Below are 20,744 nucleotides of genomic sequence, written 5' to 3'. Positions count from 1 at the left end.
GCGCTTTCATCTCGGTCATTGAATGGCCGAGGATTCCCGCTTAGATGTCCTAAAAGGAAACGAAATTTTTGAGAATCCAGTCCCCAATCACAAATTCCACCCAGGTTCCAACTGCGCAGAGAAGTCCTGCAATCACCCAGATTCGTCTCTGATACGGTCTTTTTACGGTTTGCGGATACTCCACACTCTCTGCAATCAAAAGAAACCACGATGCCAGATAAAAAAGATCCTGCGGAAGAGATGCACACAGAAAAAGAACAAGCCCGCCCGCTCCCCTCGTCCATGTCAAAATCACAAGCGTAGCAGATGCACAGGCTCCAATCAGAAACAGAATAATCCTCACTCCCACGCTCGCAAACCGCCCCGCACAGATCAGCGCAAGCCCTCCGGTCTGCATAAAGCGCAAAGCGATCATCCGAAAAAATCCACCCCTGCTCTCCCCCGAAAGATCCCCGCACCGGTTCTCGAGCAGATCAAAAAGCACGCTCACATTAATCAGACCGGAGATAAATGCACGGTTTGCCAAAATCGAGGCAAGAATCCATCCCGCCACTGCCCAGAGCAAAAGTCGCTGTACTCTCTTCATCACGCACTCCGCAACATTTTTTATACTCTATGATAGAATACAAGGAAAAATGTGTCTTTATTCGAATGATCAAAACGTGTACCAGTTGGCGGAGCGTAACCAGCGTATCTAGGATAGCTATGGTAATTAGGGTAACTAACATAACAAATGTACCCAACACACCAAACCTTCTGATTTTTTTCTTTTATATTTTAGTTTTTCTTTCTTCTCTTATCTCCGGTACTTTCTCGCATAAGCCATAATCGCTGCAACGGTCTTCGCATCCGTCATCTTTCCGGTGTAGATCAGCTCTTCGAGATCTTCAAGTTCCCATGCCTCGACATTGATCACCTCATCCTCATCGAGATGCTGATGAGACGGAATCAGATTGCGGGCAACAAAAATATCAATCGCCTCATCACAGAATGCGACCGTCGTATTCAGACTCATCAGATACTCCAGCTTATCACAGCGATATCCTGTCTCCTCCTCAAGCTCCCGGTATGCGCACTCAATCTTCGGCTCATTCGGATCATCCAGTTTTCCTGCCGGAATCTCAAGTGTCTCGCGATCAAGCGCATTGCGGTACTGGCGCACCATCAGCAGCTTTCCGTCATCTGCAACTGCGACAACCGCCGCTGCTCCGTCGTGATGAATGTAATCCCAGTGTGCCTCATGTCCGTTTGCAATCACCGTATCCTCATAAATCTTGAGAATGTTTCCGGTATATTTCAACTGACGATCCTTGCGGATTACCGGCGGAATCTTCTTTGTCTCTTTATTCTCCATAATCTCATTTCCTCTCTTCCAGTCTTTTTCATACTTGTCCGTTCATGTTACTTTACTTGCGTCATTTACGTCATTTTACTCTCGTACACTTCTCATAGCATGCATCAGATGCCTTAATCAATGCATTCCGAAGACCATACTCCTCAAGTGCAGAAACTCCGGCGATCGTCGTGCCACCCGGGGAGCAGACCTGATCCTTGAGTTCTCCCGGATGTTTGCCTGTCTCAAGCACCATCTTCGCACTTCCGAGGACCGTCTGTGCAACCATCTGATAGGCAGACGCTCTTGGCAGTCCATACTTCACCACACTGTCTGCAAGCGCCTCGATAATCATGTAAATGTATGCCGGAGAACTTCCACTCGCGCAGACAACCGCATTCATCAGGTTCTCCCCGACGATCTCCATCCTTCCAAATGAGCAGAAGAACTCACGAATATCCGCTCTCTCTTTCTCAGAAAACTGATCTTCCTCAAAGCTGACTCCGGTCATTCCCTCTCCGACAAGCGCCGGTGTGTTCGGCATTGCTCTGACCACACGCACCGGCTTTCCAAAGCGCTTTCCGAGATCCTCAATCGTGATTCCCGGAGCGATTGACAAAATCACCTGATCCGCAGATACCACCTCCCGGATCTCTCCGATCACAGTATCATACTGCTGAGGTTTCACTGCCAAAATCAGGTACTTGGAAGATTTTGCGCACTCCAAATTTGAGGAAGCCGGATGCACACCGGTCTCCGCCTCCACCTTTACCATCTTCTCCCGATTTCTCGCTGAAAAAGTGAGACTCTCCGCCGGAGTCGCCTGAAGAAGCCCCTTCAACATCGCAAATCCCATATTTCCCATTCCGATAAATCCGTACTTATATGCAAACTCACTCATCTTCGCTTCCTCCTGTCTCTTTTCCTATTTTGTCACTCTTATCTTGTCAGCACCGTTTTCGGTTTCAAAAAATCCTACATAAACCACAAATCTTCCTTCGTCGTGGAAATCGCATCTGCTCCCGCGGAAAATGCTGCCATGATATCCTTTTTATCGGAGATCAGACCTCCGGCAATAATCGGAACCTCCGTAAATCCGCGAATCTCCTGAAGAACCTTCGGCATAATTCCCGGCATAATCTCAATCGCATCCGGACGGAACGACTCAATCTGCTTCTTCGTCGTGCTCATCGCCATCGAATCAATCAAGAAGGTTCTCTGAACGCCGAGCAGTCCGGACTCCACCGCATGTTTGACAAGGAGCGGTTTTGTACTGATGATTCCATCTGCCAGCGTATTTGTGCGAATGTAGTCGACTGCCACTTCCTTGGCACTCAGCCCCTGAATCAGATCCACATGAGCCACTGCAATCTTTCCGTGCTCCTTGATCTGTCGCACAATATCCGTGATATTTAAAATCGTTCCATACAGAATAAATACCACCTGACACTCTGAATCAAAACACCGGTACAGTCCTTTATCGTCTTTTACCGCTGCAATCACCGGTGAACTCTCAAACAACTCCATTGCCTTCATTCTTTCAACTCCCCATTCTTTCTCTAATTGACTCTCCATATGTTCTCCTTTACTTTAGCAACGTATTTCCAATCCGTCAAGCAAAACCCACGAAACCGTCACTTTCCAAATCATCCAAAGTGACCCCGCAACGCAAAGATAAATGGCTAAAAATTAACAAAAAAAGGCTTTGCCAAAACACATAGCCCATCTCTGGACTTTGCGTTCCTGCGAAAGCCTTTTTCTCATAACTTTTCCCCTTGCTGAACAGATAATGTTCTTTTCCTATGAATTTTTAAACATTTAACATTTCAATTATTTCTCTTACTGCTCACTTGCCTTGCTGTCAACATAGCGTTTGCAGACATCCGGATAATTGCTGATGACACCCTCGCACTTCCAGTCCCAAAGCTGTTCGAGCGTTGCCATATCATTGACCGTCCATACATTGACATCAATGCCATTCTCATGGCAGATCTTAACCTCTTCCTCGGTCAGACCCTTGTAGCCCGGATGATAGCACTGCATATCGTACTTCTTGCAGTAATATCCGGCATTTCCAAGTCCCTCATGCTCTACGAGCGCACCTCCCGGAATCTCCGGTGCGAGCTTTCTCAGCAGAAATACAGAGGTATGATTAAAGGAGGAGAAGATGATGCGATCTTCCAGTCCGTATTTCTTTACCAGTGCCAGAGTTTTCTCCTCCAGCTCTGCGTAATAAAAGACTCCGCTCTTAATCTCCACATTGGTCACAAGCGACTGATCCTTCGCCCATGCACAGTACTCCTCGAAGGTCGGGATCTCCTGAAAACCATATTTTCCATTCCAAATCTGAGCTGCATTGAACTTCTTCAGCTCCTGAAGTGTATAATCTCTGACATAACCGGTTCCGTCTGTCGTGCGATCGATCTTCTCGTCGTGGATGACAACAACCTCTCCGTCTTTTGTCAGCTGAACATCAAGCTCAATACCGTCAACGCCGAGTTTTCCAGCCTCCTTGAATGCGAGCATCGTATTCTCCGGATATCTTCCGCTGTAACCTCTGTGTGCATAAACCTTCATCTCGTTTCCCTCCGCTGTTTCTCACATTTTTCTTGTCGTCTGTCATGAAACAGATGCAAAATCAGGTGAACAATCAACTGTTCTTATACGTCAACTGCTCTATGCCAAGTATAGCACTCTCTCTATCTTTTTGCATCTGTTTCGTGTAGGTTTTACACAAAATCTTTATAAATAATGTTTCAAATACATTTCAAATACATTTTAAATACATTTCAATTTACCGAAGTAATTACTCAATAACCCCAAATCAAAATTGTCTTACTTCATTGCCGCCTTCGAGTAACCGGTCAGCATGTACTTCTGGAAGATGAAGAACAGGATGATAACCGGTACAACCGCAAGCACTGCACCAGCCATGATCTCATGGTTGTTCATCGTTGCCTGTCCTGCAAATGTGTTCTTTAAGTAAGCCAGTCCAACCGTCAGAACTCGTCTCGTCTCGCCCTTTGCGATGATCTTCGGCCAGAAGTAAGCGTTCCATCCGTTTGTAAAGGTTACAAGCGTTACGGTGAACAGTGTGGACTTACACATCGGAACAAGGATCTTTGTGATCATTCCGATTCTTCCAAGTCCATCCATACGTGCAGCCTCGAGATAGCTGTCGTCGATCGACATGAAGGTCTGACGAAGCATGAAGATGTAGTACGGAGATACTGCCTCCGGAAGGATCAGGCCGATGAAGGTCTCAGACATTCCCCAGTTTGCCATCATGATGTAAATCGGAATGAAGGTTACCTGAAGCGGAATCATCAGTGCGCCGAGCACGATGATGAAGCACAGATTCTGTCCCTTGAATTTTCCCTTTGCGAAACCGTATCCCGCAAAGATACCGGTTACGACCTGAGAAATCAGGATTCCGGCTGTCATCACAGCCGTGTTGTAATAATACTTGATAAAGTTGCCTCTCTTGAGCACGTTGATGTAGTTCTCAAAATGGAACTCTCTCGGCCAGAGAGTCGGAACCGGAAGAAGAATCTCTTCCTGTGATTTTACTGAAGATACCAACATCCAATAGATCGGAAATACGACAATCAAAAGAACAATCGTAGCCAGAACATACTGGAGTACCGTCATCACTTTTTTCTTATGCCGTGCAGCCTCGTTCAAATCGATGCCATTGGCATTTGCCTGTCTACCCATGATTGTTCTCCTCCTATGAATCGTAAGTTACGTTTCCACCGGAAACCTTCATCGTCGCAACCGTCACGATCAACAGCAGTACGAAGAAAAAGATTGCAACTGTCGATGCACGGTCCATACGGAAATCTACCATTGCATAACGATAAATGTTGTAAACAAATACCTCAGTGGAACGATACGGTCCGCCCTGTGTCAAGATATCTACGGACTGGAACACCTTCATAGAGGAAAGGAAGGTCGTTACAAACAGGAACAGAGTGGTCGGAGAAAGCATCGGAAGCGTGATCTTGAAGAAACGCTGAACCTTGTTTGCTCCGTCAAGGGAGGCTGCCTCATAGTAATCCTGAGCGATTCCCATCATTGCTGCCAGATAAACCATCATTCCGTATCCAACGCAACGCCATCCGGTCAGCATCAATACAGAAATCAGAGCCATGTGGCGGTTACCGAGCCAGTCAACTGCCGGAAGTCCTACTAAGGAGAGCAGGTAGTTGAAAATTCCGTTGTCCTTATTGAAGATCCACAGGAAAACAACTGCTGCGGAAGACATTGCTACGTACTTCGGCATGAAGACGATTGCTCTCATCGCCGAAAATCCCTTTGTCATACGGTTGAAGATGAGTGCAAACACCATGCCACCGACAAGGGTAATAAAAAGCTCTCCTGCTGAGTACAGGCAAGTTACTTTCAGAGAGTTCCACAGATACTTTGTTCCGGAGCCTCCGAAGAGCCAAACCCAGTTTTTGAATCCGACATAATTCCAGGTATCATTCAGCAGGTTCCAGTCGGTAAAGCTAATCTGAAGCAGCTTAACGATTGGATAATAGGTAAAGACTGCCAGGAATACCAGCACCGGAAGGACACATAAGAAATCCTTCCAGGCAGATGCACTCCTGGGGTTAATTTTCTTGTTTGACATGTTGCTACACCCCCGCTTGTGTTTATCGTAACCTTGCAGCGTTACTGCCTGCATCCCTATCTGCCTCACTCACGGTCCATCTATCGGTTGACCGGTTGTACAAACAGGTGCAAACAGTAACGCTCCCTCTTTTGTAACTACTCTATCCCCCGCAGTTACACATTTCTCAACTTAACTCTTATTCTTATTATGAATCACCAAGTACATCGTTGATCTCGTCTGCCATCTGCTCCATTGCGGACGGAACATCTCCGCCTTCCATCATAACCTCTGCCATGGAGTTCTTCCAGATCGTAGCAAGCTGACCCCAAGCCTTGTGCTGGATTCTCGGGTTGATCTCGTCAAGGTTGTCCAGAATTGCCTGGAATGCCGGCTTCTTCTCAAGGAACGCCTTACCCTCATCCGTATCAAGAACAGATTTTCTTGTCGGCATGTAACCGGTACCCTCTGCCCAGGTCATGTTGACATCCTTACTGCACAGGTACTGCATGAACTGCCAAGCCGCATTCTTGGTTGCCTGATCGTTCTTTGCCGGAATCAGAAGTGAACATCCGCCGATCTCCTGATCCTTGGTGTCGCCACCCGGAAGCCAGGACATGCCAACCTCAAAGTCACACTGATCTACATAGGTGTTGTAAAGAGAAGTCGTATGTACAACGGAGAATGCCTTTCCATCGATGAAGTTCTGTCTCATGTTGGAGGAAGCATCATCACCGGTACCGGTCCAGTAGGTGTAACCCTTGTCGCACCAGTCTTTGATCTTCTGTGCTACTGCAACTGCCTTCTCATCAGCCAGATCGGTGGTTACCTGATCGTCGTTGATAATCTTCACACCGTTGTTCTGGTAGAAGGTCTCAAAATACCACTGATCCCAACCAGGAATGATGGTACCGTATACAGCGGTGGAACCGTCTGCGTTCTTCTGGGTTGCCTTGTCAAGGAATGCATCCATATCGCTCCACTTCTCCGGAATCGTGATTCCCATCTCATCTGCCATATCCTTGTTGTAGAACATGATCTGAGTGGAGATCAGGAATGGAAGGGAAACAACCTTGTCGTTATACTGACATGCCTTGATCATACCATCACCAAAGTCTGCAACATCATAATCGCTCGCCTGAATGTATGGGGTCAGATCCTCGGTCAGTCCGCCTGCTCCGTACTCTGCGATGTAGGAGGTATTTGCAACGGTGATTGCCGGAAGATCCGTTCCTGCTGCGTGTGCGGCAACCAGAGCCTCATTTACCTTGCTGTAACTTCCGATGTACTCTGCCTCTACGGTGATCAGATCCTGAGAATTGTTGAAATCATCAACAACCTTCTGCACGGTATCTGAATACTGATCCTCAAGTGCGTGCCACCATTTGATCGTGATCGGCTCTGTGACCTCATACTTGGAGGCATCCACCTCTCCGGTGGTCTCTCCTGCCTCTGCGCTTGTCTCTGCCGTCGTGTTCTGTCCACCTGCTTTTCCGGTAGAACCACCACCACTACATCCTGCCAGTGTGGTTGCCGCTGTCACTGCTGCCATAACCAACGCGATCTTTTTTCTCATATTCCTTCTCCCTTCTTAGAGCGCCGTTTTCGGAAAATGAGCGCAAAAAAAGAGATTACACAAAACTGATGCATCTTCCCCCCGCACAGCGGTGCGCATCTCTTTTTGCCATAATCTCATCATCTCTTCCTCGGCGTATTCATTTCTTATGACATTGATTCTACCATTGTTTTGTATAAAATGCAACTCTTTTTTGAAAATTTTTTATATAATTTTTCACTACTTGTTTTATTTTTCACAATTTATTGATTATTTTTTAACAATTTTGACGATTTTTTATGGGGCCTTTTCATATAAGCCCCATAAATTTTCTCCTCGTCAATCTTCTTTCTGGAGATATTTGCGGAAAGTCGCACGATAAAAATACGAAGTCAGATAAGAAAAAAAGGCAAACCAGACCATAAACAGGACGGGAATATAGTACACTGCAATTCCAAAGAGTGCGTACAGCGATACAATCGCCACGGTCATACCAGGATTACCTACCGCAAGGACAACTGCCCGAGAGAGCGTCTGGCGAATCGTTCCGTCCTCATACACCGTCAGCGGAAAGAGCCATACTGCTGTTAAAGAAAAAACAATTATCAGACAAGCCAGCACAGCAAATGCCACAATTCGGAGTGCTCCCGGCACATTTAAGTGGAGGCAACAGTAGAGATCATAGACGAGAAATCCCTCACCTGCGAGGATTCCGATCCAGAAAACCGTGCTCTTGACAAAGTGTTTCCGGAATGTCCGGATAAAGGTCTGCCACACATACCCCTCCTCATCCTCCGTCAGCGGAAGCGTATATCCAAACAGCGCCGTCGTCGATGCTCCAGCCGTCACAACCGGCAGGGAAAACAATGCCCACAAGATTCCAAGCAAACAGAGATTCACAATCTTATCAATAAAGCTCCAAAAACGGTTCTCCGGATTGAAGATCCCATTGATGTTGAAATTCATATCTTACCCTCTCCTTCTCCTGGCTTCTTTTCGATCTTTTTTATCTTTCTTTCTCGTTCCTTATCGATTTATTTTATCACATTCTGCCACTGATTGCTATCTTCTCAATGCAAATCACAAAAAATCAATCATAAAAATCGGAACCTATAAGTAACAGAGAGGGTGTTCAGAACGGTTTTGTAGCCATCTCCGAACACCCTGACTGGTCTTGGTCTATCCTCTTATTTTATAAATGATCTTCCAAATCAATCACCCATGAATTTCTTATTGAATTCCTTTAATAAATTCTCTTATGGTATAATGATACAAATTCTCTATGGATTAGATATGGGCAACATTCTTGGTTGCAACAATGGAAACACCCGTTCCTGCGCAATCTGCAATCACAACATCACCGATTGCAACCGGTGCATTCACAACCGTCTCACTGATCTCCTTCATGCAGTCAAAAATCTTTCCCTTCGGAATATCGCTTGCAGTCTTGACAGAAACCATTGCGATTGCTCCGTCGTTCACGCGTACAGAAGAGGTCACAATACGGGTCGGGTTCGTCACTTCTTTCTTACCGTACTCCTCACCGCGCTTACAGGTATTTCCGGTTACGGTAATCTCATCTCCGTCCATATGGACAGTCAGCGGGCAACCCAAAGGGCAGCCGATACAGGTCAGTTCTCTCACTTCCATCTTATTCTTCCTCCGTGCAGATCACAATCTTTTCCAGATCCGGGCAATCTTTCAGGCTATCCTTTGTGATGATAACCTGCTCCATCTCACCTGGAGCCAGTACTTTTTTCTTTCTGTGTGCAACGCGCTTTCCATCATAGTAAACGCTGATATAGCGATCCTTGTAGACATCTGCCACACGGAAACGAACCGTAATCTTGTCATTCATATTCTCGGTATCGAGAGTCTGCGGAACGGTGTAGCGAACGCCATTCTCGCCGAACAGCGGAACAACATGTCCCTCTTTCTTCTCTGCGCCAGCCTGTACATAGGCAGCTGCATTCGTTCCAGCTAAGGTTGCCTCCTCAGATACATAGTCTACGAGGTCATGAACGTGAAGCACGTTTCCACATGCAAAGATTCCCTCTGCACTCGTCTCGAGCTGATCGTTTACGTTCGGACCGGAGGTCACGCGGTTCATCGAAACGCCTGCACCCTTGGTCAGCTCGTTCTCCGGAAGCAGACCTACGGACAGAAGCAGGGTATCACAGCTGTAAAACTCCTCGGTTCCCGGGATCGGCTTGCGGTTTGCATCTACCTCTGCAAGAGTGATTCCGGTTACACGCTCTTTGCCCTGGATGTCCACAACGGTGTGGCTGAGCTTCAGCGGAATATCGTAGTCGTTCAAGCACTGAACGATGTTTCTCTTTAATCCGCCGGAGTAAGGCATCAGCTCTGCGACAACCTTTACCTTTGCTCCCTCAAGCGTCATTCTTCTTGCCATGATCAGACCGATATCACCGGAACCAAGGATGACAACTTCCTTACCTACCTGATAGCCCTCGATGTTCGTCAGACGCTGTGCGGTTCCTGCGGAGTAGATACCTGCCGGACGATATCCCGGAATGTTCAGGGCTCCTCTCGGACGCTCACGGCATCCCATTGCAAGGATGATTGCCTTTGCCTGAATCGTCGTCAGACCATCCTCTCTGTTGATGAAGGTAACTTCCTTCTTGTCGTTGATATCGATTACCATACAGTTGAGCTTGTACGGGATCTGCATCTCCTCCACGATCTTGATGTAGCGGGATGCATACTCCGGTCCGGTAAGCTCTTCCTTAAATGTATGAAGACCAAATCCGTTGTGGATACACTGGTTTAAGATACCGCCAAGACAGCTGTCACGCTCCAGAATCAGGATATCTTCCACACCTGCTCTTCTTGCGGCAGCAGCTGCTGCCAGGCCTGCCGGGCCTCCGCCGATAATTACAATGTCATGCTGTGTCATGATTTTCCCCTCCTGTTATCGCTCCCCGGTCAGCAGTTCAGAACCCGGTGCATTTTTGCAGATCTCTTCCATCTTCATGCCCTTCTCACGAGCGAGAATCTCCATCGTTCTCGGTGTGCAGAAGCCTGCCTGACAACGTCCCATACCCTGACGGACACGACGCTTGATTCCATCGAGGGAAGTTGCTCCCAACGTGCGGGTGATTGCATCGACAATCTCACCCTCGCTGACATCCTCACAACGGCAGATGATTGTTCCGTAAGCCGGATTCTTCTTGATCAGCTCTGCGCGCTCTTCCTTGCTGAGCAGCTCCGGACGAACAATGCCCTTGCGAGTTCCGTTCCAGTCTGCCTTCTCGCCTGCCTCAGCCTTTTCTGCCACCAGCTTTGCAATGTAAACGCCGATTGCCGGAGCACTCGTAAGACCCGGAGATTCGATGCCAGCTGCGTCGAAGAAGCCCTCTGCATCCTCAACCTCACCGATCACAAAGTCATCGCCATCCTCGTGAGCACGAAGACCTGCGAAGGAAGTGATAACCTGACGGAACGGGATGTTGTTGACACCGATCGTTGCCTTGGACATCAGATCTGCAAGCTCCTCAGCAGAGGTCGCCGTCTTCTCCTTGTCCTCCACATCCACTGCGGTCGGACCAGTCAACAGGTTTCCGTGAACAGTCGGGGTAACCAAAACGCCCTTACCCATCTTACCCGGAAGCTGGAAGATCGTGTGGGATACCAGGCTTCCTGCCTCTTTGTCGAGCAGGCAGTAATCGCCTTTTCTTGCGGTGATGTGCAGTTTCTTTGCGCTCACCATATTGTGAATCTCGTCTGCATAAACGCCGGCAGCATTTACCACATAACGAGAGGAAATCTCGCCCTTGGAAGTCTTTACGGTGTAACCACCCTCAACTGCCTCTACGCTCTCAACAGCAGTCAGGAAACGGAACTCTACGCCGTTGTCGCAGGCATTCTCAGCCATTGCGATCGTCAGACCGAACGGGCAGACAATACCACCAGTCGGTGCATACAGAGCAGCCACAACCGTGTCGGTCGTGTTCGGCTCCATCTTGCGAACCTCATCTCCACTGATAATGGCGAGATCCTTTACTCCGTTCTCTACGCCTTTCTCATACAGATCTTTCAGCGCCGGCATATCTTCCTCATGGAAGCAGAGCACAAGAGAGCCATTCTGCTTGAAATCAAAATCCAGTTCCTTTGCCAGATCCCCCATCATCTGGTTGCCCTCAACATTAAAACGGGATTTTAAGGAACCCGGATGTGCATCAAATCCGGCATGTACAATCGCACTGTTTGCTTTTGACGTACCGGAGCAGACATCCTCTTCCCGCTCAATCACGCAGGTGTGCAGGTCATAGCGGGAAAGCTCCCTGGCAATCGAACAGCCCACAACACCGCCACCGATTACCACCACATCGTAATCCATCTTCTTCATCATGTCCTCCTCCATGTTCTTAACGTAGTCTCAGATTTCTTTTCGCCCGAAAATGTAAGTGCAAAAGAGATTCTTTGAATACTTGCTTAGTCCGATCCTTTACAAAAAAAGAGAGTAAGGGAATATAGCAGAATGATCTCCTGCTCATCTTCACCTTACTCTCTTCTCTCAAAAGGTATCGTATTTAACTGTTTTTCATTCTAGCACAACATTGGGGTCTTGTCAATCATTTACAGACAATCGTTTGTATTTTCACAATCTTTTGTGATAAGCTCACAATTTTGATGACTTCCTACTCGCTGACTGCGATCACATGATCCATCTCCACGAGGTTTGCAATCAGCTCGCCCTTCTTAAATCCCGGCGGATAGACCACATCGAACTCAAGTTTGATTTCTTCCTTCTTGTTCTTGTTAATCTTCACACCGGCGATCTCGACTCGTTGCCCTTCTAGGTAATTTTGCATTCGTTCGACCGCGCCGGGTTGTTGGTCAATCGTCATTCGCAAATAACCGTTTGTCGCAACATTTGCAAAATAAGAAATCTTGTGGGTGATAAACTGGATCACCACAACCATGACTGCCGAGCAGATTCCAACGACATACATTCCGGCACCCATTGCAAGACCGACACCGGCAGTTGCCCACATACCGGCAGAGGTCGTCAGACCGCTGACCAAGTTGTTGCGGACAAAGATGACACCAGCGCCGAGGAAGCCGACACCGCTGACAACCTGAGATGCCACACGGGAGGCATCCCATCTGGAATTATCATAAAATCCATACTTAGAGACTACCATCATCAGCGCTGATCCCATCGCAATAATCATATGCGTGCGGATTCCTGCCGACTTGTTTCTGTTTTTTCGCTCACTTCCGATCATAATGCCGAGCAAGGACGCAATCAGAATTCTGAGCAGATATTCCATCTGATTCGTCATTCCGGTAGCCGTAAACTGCTCGAGCATGCTCCCCCATACAGCTGTTTCCATTTTTCTGCTATTCTCCTTTTACAGTAAAATACGCGTTTTTTGTAACGTTTCCCCTTTTGAATCGTTTTTTTATTCTTAGATCGTTCCCTCTGCGACTCTCGTACATGCCACAAAGTGTCCCGGCTCGATCTCATGGAGCTTCGGATTGCACTTCTTACAGCACTCGTCTGCAAAGTCACAACGCTTCATGAAACGGCACTCATCCGGCAGATTAACCGGGGAGGTGATCTCGCCCTTGATCAGCTGGCGCTTCGGCTTCTCTTTTCCGACAATCGGAAGCGGGATTGCAGACAGCAGTGCCTTCGTGTACGGATGTACCGGATTTGCAAACAGGACATCGGACGGTGCTTTCTCAACCATCTGTCCCAAATACATAACTGCGATATCATCTGAGAAGTATTTTACAACAGACAGATCGTGGGTGATGAAAATGTAGGTCAGACCCATTTTCTCCTGAAGCTCTTTCAACAGGTTCAGAATCTGTGCCTGAATCGACACATCCAGTGCAGATACCGGCTCATCGCAGACAATCAGTTTCGGATTTACGGCAAGCGCACGCGCGATACCGATACGCTGACGGCGTCCACCATCGAGCTCATGCGGGTATACGTTGATGTAACGCTCTGCAAGACCTACGGTCTCCATCAGCTCAAGTGTGCGATCCTCAATGTCCTTCTTGGACTTTAACAGCTTGTGCTCGATGATCGGCTCACCGATCAACTGCATAACCGTCTGACGCGGGTCCAGAGAGGAGAACGGGTCCTGGAAGACCATCTGCATCTCCTGGCGCAGAGGACGCATCTGCTTTCTGCTGTATGAGGTGATGTCCTTTCCGTCGAAAATGATCTTTCCGCCGGTCGGCTCAAGAAGTTTCAGGATCGTTCTTCCGGTCGTGGACTTTCCGCATCCGGACTCTCCTACGATTCCGAGCGTCTTTCCCTCTTCGATTTTAAAGCTGACTCCGTCGACTGCGTGCAACTGACCTGCCGGAGTTGTGAAAAATTTTGTGAGATTCTGGACTTCCAGAATTGTCTTATTTGCCATTTTCGTTCCTCCTCAAGCTGAAATCAGGATTTTCATATGCGGTACATGCCACAAAATGCGTCTTGCTTCCCTCCACAGACTTTAACGGAGGAATTGACTTTGTACATGCCTCGGTCGCATACGGACAACGCGGAGCAAACGAACATCCCGGCGGAAGATCCGACGGATCCGGCATCAGACCGCGAATCGGAACGAGCTGTTCGCCTCTCTGCTTCAAGTTCGGCAGGGAATCAAACAGACCCTCGGTATACGGATGACGCATGTGGTTGAACACATCGTCTGCCGTTCCCTTCTCCACGATACGTCCGGCATACATAACTGCCACATCCTCGCAGACCTCAGCGACAACACCCAGATCATGAGTGATCAGAAGCATTGCCATCTCCTTCTCCTGAATCAGCTGTTTCATCAGCTCAAGAACCTGTGCCTGAATCGTTACATCCAGAGCGGTCGTCGGCTCATCGGCGATCAGAAGTTGTGGGCTACAAGCAAGTGCGATTGCGATGACAACTCGCTGTTTCATACCACCGGAGAACTGATGCGGATAATCGTAGGCACGGGACTCTGCGATACCTACCATCTTAAGCATCTCTTTTGCCTTCTCAAATGCTTCCTGTTTGGAAATATTCTGATGGAGCATGATACTCTCACCGATCTGCTCTCCAACCGTCATAACCGGGTTTAAAGCCGTCATCGGGTCCTGGAAGATCATTGCCACATCATTTCCGCGGACTTTCTGCAAATCCTCCTGAGACATTTTCAGGATATCTTTTCCGTCAAGGTGAATCGACCCGTTTTTGATTACGCCCGGCGGGTTCGGGATCAGGTTCAGGATTGAGAGCGCGGTCGTCGTCTTTCCGGCGCCGGTCTCACCTACCAGTCCCAAAGTACGTTTTTTTCTGATCTGAATGTCAATGCCATTTACCGCACACACATCTGCGTCTTCGGTCTCATAGTGCACCACCAGATCTTTAATATCAAGAACTAAATCTTCTGCCATGCCATTCTCCTCCTATTTTTGTTGCTCCTCACTCTCCCGCAACTTACTTCTTCAGCTTCGGATCAAGTGCATCACGAAGTCCGTCACCGAGCAGGTTCAGTGCCAGTACGGTCATCATGATTGCAAGACCCGGAATGATACACATGTAGCTTGCATCACGGATGTGACCACGTCCTGCGGAAAGAAGTGCACCCCACTCCGGAGCCGGAGCCGGAACACCGATTCCAAGGAAGCTCAGGGAGGAAGCTGAAATGATCGTCGTTCCGATCAACAGAGTGATCTGTACGATGATCGGGGACAGACAGTTCGGAAGGATATGTTTTACGATGATCTTCCAGGTCGGAAGTCCCATTGCGTAGGAAGACTCTACATACTCCTGATCACGGATCGTCATAACCGACGCACGCACGATACGGGCAAAACTGCTCGCGCAGGAGAATGCCAGTGCAATCATTAAGTTTACGGTGCTTGTACCAAGCAGGGAAACGATAACAACTGCGGTCATGATGTTCGGGATCGAATAGAAAATATCAATTCCTCTCATGATGATGGAATCCACAACACCTCCACGGAATCCTGCCTGAGAACCAAGAATCGTTCCGACAATCAGACCGAGGAACACGGAGCCGACACCGATGATCAGAGAATAACGTGCACCGTAGATGACACGGGCAAACAGGTCACGTCCGAACTCATCAGTTCCGAACCAGTGTGCTGCACACGGAGCCATCAGACGATCCTGCATGTTCTGACCGATTACATCCTTCTCATAGTCAAAAATCAATGGACTGAAAAGTGCTGCGCCAACAAGGAACAGAAGAAACAGCATGCCAAGCACGGCTCCGCGGTTGCGGATCAGATGTCTCCAGGTTTCCTGGAGCATGGTACGCTTTTTTACATGTTTTGTATTTCCGGTTGAATTTGTCTGTGCCATACGATCACCCCTTCTTGCTGTACTGTGCCCGGATACGCGGATCAAAGAATGCGTAAATCAGGTCTACCACCAGATTGATGATACACATCAGAATCGAACACATGATGATCGATCCCGTTACCATCGGCGTATCTCGTTTGGAAATGGAATCGTAAACGAGACGACCGATTCCCGGCCAGGAGAATACGGTCTCAGCCAGTACAGAACCGGTGATAACCAGAGACATCTGAAGACCGATTGCAGTGATGATCGGGATCAGCGCATTCTTCAGACCGTGGGTGAAGATAACACGCTTCTCGGAACATCCCTTTGCACGTGCAGTCGTCATGTAATCCTGACGGAGCACATCGAGCATGGAGGAACGAGTTGTTCTTGTGATCAGAGCTGCCAGACCGAAACCAACGGTTACTGCCGGCAGGATCAGGCTGTCAATTCCGCCCTTACCTCCGGTAGGCAGAAGTTTGAGTTTCAGGGAAAAGATGATAATGAGCATCAATCCGAGCCAGAAGTTCGGCATCGATGTTCCGAATAGGGCGAATATCATGCCCGCCGTATCCTTCCATGTATTTTGATGTATCGCGGTGTAGACACCGAGTGGAACCGAGACGAGAACGGCAATCACAACTGCTGTTCCTCCAAGTAACAACGTGTTAGGAAGACGCTCCATAAAGGTCTTGAATACATCACGCTTTGTCACATAGGACTTACCCATATCTCCGGTTACCATGCCCTTCATGTAGTTTGCATAGCGCACGATAAACGGATCATTCAGACCGAGTTCTTCGCGGATCTGCTCTACCTGCTCCGGCTGTGCATTATCACCCGCAAGCATCAGCGCCGGATCACCGCCGGTCAGGCTCATCGCCCAGAAAATCAGAAACGAGGTAACCAGAATTACCGGCACCAGCATTACGAGGCGCTTGACTATGTATTTTATCATCTGCTACTCACTCCTTCTCCTTTTAAAATCAAACCCATTCACATCAACTTTATTTTGCTTTGATTTATCTGTTCAAGTAATAAATATTGATAAGTAGATAAATCTTTGCTGAAAAAAATCTTGCGGGCCCGGAAACCGGTAGCCCGCAAGATTTCATCGTTCTCACTGTTCCATCACGGTTTTTAAATTCTTAGAACATAGGTAAGATAAATACTTCCATGATGTCCGCTACAATGATTACTCTGCTACATATGCATGACGCCAGTCATGGTTTCCACCGCCGTAGAAATAGGTACCTTTCAGGTTCTTGTTGTATGCAACTACCAGGTTTGCAATGTAAAGCGGAACCTGCGGGCACTGATCTACTAAGTACTCCTGAAGCTCCTTTGCATCTGCGAGACGCTGATCAGCATCCTTCTCAGTTGCTACCAGATCGGTCAGCTCATCAACCTTCGGGTCAGAGAAGTGATGATAGTTAGAACCAGAACCGGTATAGAACAGGTCACGGTATACGAAGTCAACCTTGGAATCCTCGTTCCATCTCCACAGGAAGAGCTCCTGCTTGCCATCTACACAGGTGGACTTTAAGGTTGCAGTCTCCATCGGCTCAAGGGTTACGGTGATTCCGATGTCAGCCAGATTTGCCTGAATAACGGTTGCAATCTGCTCATACGGAGTACCGGAAGCGTAAGTCAGGGTAGTGGTGATTCCACCATCCGGATAACCAGCCTCTGCCATCAGCTCTTTTGCACGATCTACGTTGTAATCAAAGCCTTCCATATCATCGTAGAAGCCCCACAGACCACGGTTCAGGATCGTCTTCTGAAGAGTACCCTTGCCGTATACAGCTGCCTCAAGTACTGCATTGCGATCGATCGCACATGCAACTGCCTGACGCAGTTTCTGGTTGTTCCACGGCTCTTTCTCTACGTTGAATGCAAAGTAGAAAAGACGGGTTCCGGTCTGCTCATAAACGGTGATGTTGTCATCATCTTCCAGATACTGTAACTCGTTGATCGGCGGGTTTACGCAGACATCAATCTCGCCTGCCTGAAGTGCCATAACACGGGAAGATGCCTCGATGTACGGCTTGAACTCGATCGTATCTACAACACCCGGTGCCAGGTTATCATCTGCCGGAAGATCGTTGCCCCAGTAATCGTCAACTTTCTTCAGACGGCAATACTCGCCTTCTACCCACTCATCGAACTTGTACGGACCAGTTCCGATGTAGTACGGATCTTCCATACCGCTCTCATATGCCTTCTTAGACTGAATGGACAGCGGAACCGAAGACAGGGACTGAATGAACTCGTTGTTGTAGCTCTCAGTCTCAATCTCGATCGTGTAATCATCGAGAACCGTTGTTCCAACATAACCCTTGAGGACGGAAGCTACCATGTTGTCCATCGCCATATCCAGCGTGAACTTGACATCCTCTGCGGTCATCGGAGTCTCGTCGTCATCGTTGAAATGAACATCGTCACGAAGACTCATCTTGATGTGGGTATCATCTTCCTGCTCCCACGAAGTTGCCAGACACGGACCAAAACGCTCATCTCCCTGAGAACCGTTGTTGAAGAATACCAGAGTCTGATGCGTATTCTTCAGAACAATGTTGTTGATCTGATCCTGCTGGGACTGAAGATCCAGATTGTTGATATCTGCATCCGTACCAATCACCAGAGTGTCCTTGTGGGCTTCGGAGCTTCCGCCATCTGCTGTCGTCGTTCCGGCATCTCCCCCATTTGATGCAGAACCAGAATCGGAAGACTTACCGCCTCCACAACCAGTCAGAGCTACAGCCATCATCGTCGCTGCGCCCAGAAGCAATGCTACTCGTTTTTTCATAACACCCTTCCTCCGTTTTCATAATTTCTGTTGTCGCAGTCTCTTCTCCCTGCGATACTCCTCCACACTGCAAGGTTTCTGTGAAATAAAAACACGCAATGATATAACTGAATCGAACATGCTCTTTCAATTACATCACTGCGCGCTCTCTCATCTCCATGCAATGTGTACAAGTACTTCTCAACTGAGAACAAGTATACCGTCATTTTGTCCTAATGTCAATAAAAATTTTATTTATATTTCACTTTTTCTTTGAAGAATTTTAACATTTTTTCGAATTGTCTCCTAAGAAAATAAAGGTATTCTTATTTTTGCATAGTTTATGTCCAAATTTGCAATTGTGTCCTCAGTTTCTCGAAACGTCTCTTAGTCGTCTCTTATTTTAACTTATTTTTCCGAAGTTTTGTCATTCCCGTTCTCATTCCTGCGTTGCAAAAATGCTAACGACTTCGTCCTCGTTGTTCATCCTTATTCGTCCTCATCTTCCTGTGCCCAGGCAAGTGCACAGCGAACTGCTCGTTTCCAGCCCTTGATGAGTTTCTTTCTCTCTTCCTCCGGCATCTCCGGTGCAAAATCGCGCTCCGCCTTCCAGTTTTCACGGATCTCATCGCGGTCTTTCCAGTAACCGACCGCAAGACCTGCAAGGTAGGCTGCTCCGAGTCCTGTCGTCTCAATACACTGCGGGCGAACCAGCTCAGATCCGAGAAGATCTGACTGGAACTGCATCAGGAAGTTATTGGCACTCGCGCCGCCGTCAACCTTGAGTTTCTTGAGTGCAATTCCGGAATCCTGTTGCATCGCCTCGATCTGATCGTAAACCTGATATGCCATCGACTCCACCGTCGCACGGATAAACTGCTCCTTGCTCGTTCCACGCGTCACACCGACGATCGTTCCTCTCGCATACTGTTCCCAATACGGAGCACCAAGACCTGCAAATGCCGGAACAACATAGACTCCGCCAGTATTCTCAACTGCGGTACAATACTCTTCGGTCTGGGAAGCACTTCTGACCATACGCATCTCATCACGAAGCCACTGCACTGCCGCACCTGCGACAAATACACTTCCCTCAAGTGCATAATGAGTTTCCTCCGCGGTACAAGCCGCAATCGTCGTCAGAAGTCCATGTGTGGAATTGATCGCCTTCACTCCGGTATTCATCAGAAGGAAGCATCCGGTTCCGTAAGTATTCTTCATCTCTCCCGGCTCAAAACAGCACTGACCGAACAGCGCTGCCTGCTGATCTCCCGCTGCACCCGCAATCGGGATCTTTCCTCCCATGACATCCGAGGATGTATATCCGTATACACAGCTTGACGGTTTTACATCCGGAAGCATGCATTTCGGAATGTTAAAGTATGCAAGAATCTCATCGTCCCAGCATTTCTTGTGAATATCGAAAAGCATTGTGCGGGATGCGTTTGTGTAATCTGTCACATGGATGCATCCCTTTGTCAGATTCCAGATCAGCCAGGTATCAACCGTTCCGAACAAAAGCTCCCCCCGCTCTGCCCGCTCACGTGCGCCCTCGACGTTGTCGAGAATCCATGCAATCTTACTTCCCGAGAAATAAGCATCCGGAATCAGTCCCGTGCGCTCACGGATCTTCTCCTCCATTCCGTCTGCTTTGAGCTTCTCGATGCGATCTGCGGTTCTGCGACACTGCCAGACAATCGCATTGTAAACCGGCTCACCGGTCTCCTTATCCCAGACGATCGTCGTCTCTCTCTGGTTCGTGATTCCGATCGCCGCAATATCACTGTAATGCGCACCAATCTTTCCCATCGCCTCGAGTGCCACGGAAAGCTGTGATGACCAGATCTCCATCGGGTTGTGCTCCACCCAGCCCGGCTGTGGGAAGATCTGTGTAAACTCCTTCTGTGCTACACTGCATATGCTTCCCTCCCGGTCAAAGAGAATACAGCGAGAGCTTGTTGTTCCCTGATCCAGTGCAATGACATATTTCCCCATAATATCCTTCCCCCTGTCAGTTATGATTAAATTTTCATGATGATGCTGTTGATTTGTTGCCGATTTGGTTTTGTTGCCAATTCCGTTTTTAATTGTTATTTTTTTCTCAAACCATAAAGAAAGAGCAAGGTCACACCG

The 20,744-nt window shown here is 48.1% G+C and carries 19 protein-coding genes; all 19 read right to left on the bottom strand.

The genetic code is table 11. The annotated features are described in order from the left end of the window. Positions 1 to 49 precede the first annotated feature (49 nt). A complete protein-coding gene (locus AC4EVX_RS09370; RefSeq protein ID WP_177977992.1) occupies positions 50 to 586 on the bottom strand; it encodes a hypothetical protein in 537 nt (178 codons plus the stop codon). Between the two features lie 210 nt (positions 587 to 796). Then, positions 797 to 1,354: an NUDIX hydrolase gene (locus tag AC4EVX_RS09365; RefSeq protein ID WP_177977991.1), complete on the bottom strand. Its 558-nt coding sequence runs from the start codon at positions 1,352 to 1,354 to the stop codon at positions 797 to 799. 70 nt (positions 1,355 to 1,424) lie between these two features. Further along, positions 1,425 to 2,234, bottom strand: a complete 810-nt coding sequence (proC, locus tag AC4EVX_RS09360) for a pyrroline-5-carboxylate reductase (protein WP_177977990.1) — start codon at positions 2,232 to 2,234, stop codon at positions 1,425 to 1,427. A gap of 74 nt (positions 2,235 to 2,308) precedes the next feature. Continuing rightward, entirely contained in the window at positions 2,309 to 2,908 is a 600-nt protein-coding gene (locus AC4EVX_RS09355) for a glycerol-3-phosphate responsive antiterminator (RefSeq protein ID WP_490160071.1), read from the bottom strand. Positions 2,909 to 3,172: 264 nt separating this feature from the next. Beyond that, positions 3,173 to 3,910 (bottom strand): glycerophosphodiester phosphodiesterase, encoded by a 738-nt coding sequence (locus AC4EVX_RS09350; protein ID WP_177977989.1) that lies wholly within the window; start codon positions 3,908 to 3,910, stop codon positions 3,173 to 3,175. A gap of 258 nt (positions 3,911 to 4,168) precedes the next feature. After that, positions 4,169 to 5,050 (bottom strand): carbohydrate ABC transporter permease, encoded by an 882-nt coding sequence (locus tag AC4EVX_RS09345; RefSeq protein ID WP_308451488.1) that lies wholly within the window; start codon positions 5,048 to 5,050, stop codon positions 4,169 to 4,171. A 13-nt stretch (positions 5,051 to 5,063) separates the two neighbouring features. Further along, entirely contained in the window at positions 5,064 to 5,969 is a 906-nt protein-coding gene (locus AC4EVX_RS09340) for a carbohydrate ABC transporter permease (RefSeq protein ID WP_177977987.1), read from the bottom strand. Between the two features lie 187 nt (positions 5,970 to 6,156). Then, positions 6,157 to 7,524, bottom strand: a complete 1,368-nt coding sequence (locus tag AC4EVX_RS09335; protein ID WP_490160070.1) for an ABC transporter substrate-binding protein — start codon at positions 7,522 to 7,524, stop codon at positions 6,157 to 6,159. Between the two features lie 318 nt (positions 7,525 to 7,842). Further along, the gene (locus AC4EVX_RS09330) at positions 7,843 to 8,469 is read right to left on the bottom strand and encodes a DUF624 domain-containing protein (protein ID WP_177977398.1); all 627 of its coding nucleotides are present in this window, start codon (positions 8,467 to 8,469) and stop codon (positions 7,843 to 7,845) included. Between the two features lie 321 nt (positions 8,470 to 8,790). Further along, a complete protein-coding gene (locus AC4EVX_RS09325) occupies positions 8,791 to 9,153 on the bottom strand; it encodes a DUF1667 domain-containing protein (protein WP_177977397.1) in 363 nt (120 codons plus the stop codon). A gap of 1 nt (position 9,154) precedes the next feature. Beyond that, positions 9,155 to 10,420 (bottom strand): NAD(P)/FAD-dependent oxidoreductase, encoded by a 1,266-nt coding sequence (locus AC4EVX_RS09320; RefSeq protein ID WP_308451483.1) that lies wholly within the window; start codon positions 10,418 to 10,420, stop codon positions 9,155 to 9,157. A 15-nt stretch (positions 10,421 to 10,435) separates the two neighbouring features. Beyond that, positions 10,436 to 11,872 carry an NAD(P)/FAD-dependent oxidoreductase gene (locus AC4EVX_RS09315; protein ID WP_490160072.1) on the bottom strand — a complete coding sequence of 479 codons (1,437 nt, stop codon included), beginning with the start codon at positions 11,870 to 11,872 and terminating at the stop codon, positions 10,436 to 10,438. A 292-nt stretch (positions 11,873 to 12,164) separates the two neighbouring features. Further along, entirely contained in the window at positions 12,165 to 12,863 is a 699-nt protein-coding gene (locus tag AC4EVX_RS09310; protein WP_490160069.1) for an MgtC/SapB family protein, read from the bottom strand. 75 nt (positions 12,864 to 12,938) lie between these two features. Then, entirely contained in the window at positions 12,939 to 13,907 is a 969-nt protein-coding gene (locus AC4EVX_RS09305) for an ABC transporter ATP-binding protein (protein ID WP_490160068.1), read from the bottom strand. Continuing rightward, positions 13,897 to 14,907, bottom strand: a complete 1,011-nt coding sequence (locus tag AC4EVX_RS09300; RefSeq protein ID WP_490160067.1) for an ABC transporter ATP-binding protein — start codon at positions 14,905 to 14,907, stop codon at positions 13,897 to 13,899. Before AC4EVX_RS09300 ends, AC4EVX_RS09305 begins: the two co-directional genes overlap by 11 nt. Before the next feature lie 43 nt (positions 14,908 to 14,950). Beyond that, entirely contained in the window at positions 14,951 to 15,841 is an 891-nt protein-coding gene (locus AC4EVX_RS09295; RefSeq protein WP_308451479.1) for an ABC transporter permease, read from the bottom strand. 4 nt (positions 15,842 to 15,845) lie between these two features. Next, complete coding sequence (locus tag AC4EVX_RS09290) at positions 15,846 to 16,781, bottom strand: ABC transporter permease (RefSeq protein ID WP_308451478.1); 936 nt, start codon at positions 16,779 to 16,781, stop codon at positions 15,846 to 15,848. Positions 16,782 to 17,018: 237 nt separating this feature from the next. Beyond that, positions 17,019 to 18,632: an ABC transporter substrate-binding protein gene (locus tag AC4EVX_RS09285; RefSeq protein ID WP_308451477.1), complete on the bottom strand. Its 1,614-nt coding sequence runs from the start codon at positions 18,630 to 18,632 to the stop codon at positions 17,019 to 17,021. 468 nt (positions 18,633 to 19,100) lie between these two features. Beyond that, positions 19,101 to 20,606: a glycerol kinase GlpK gene (gene glpK, locus AC4EVX_RS09280; protein ID WP_490160066.1), complete on the bottom strand. Its 1,506-nt coding sequence runs from the start codon at positions 20,604 to 20,606 to the stop codon at positions 19,101 to 19,103. Positions 20,607 to 20,744 lie beyond the last annotated feature (138 nt).

The organism is Brotaphodocola sp. (assembly GCF_983179755.1).
The sequence above is the reverse complement of the archived record's forward strand: the minus strand, read 5'-3'. Positions and strand labels throughout refer to the sequence as shown.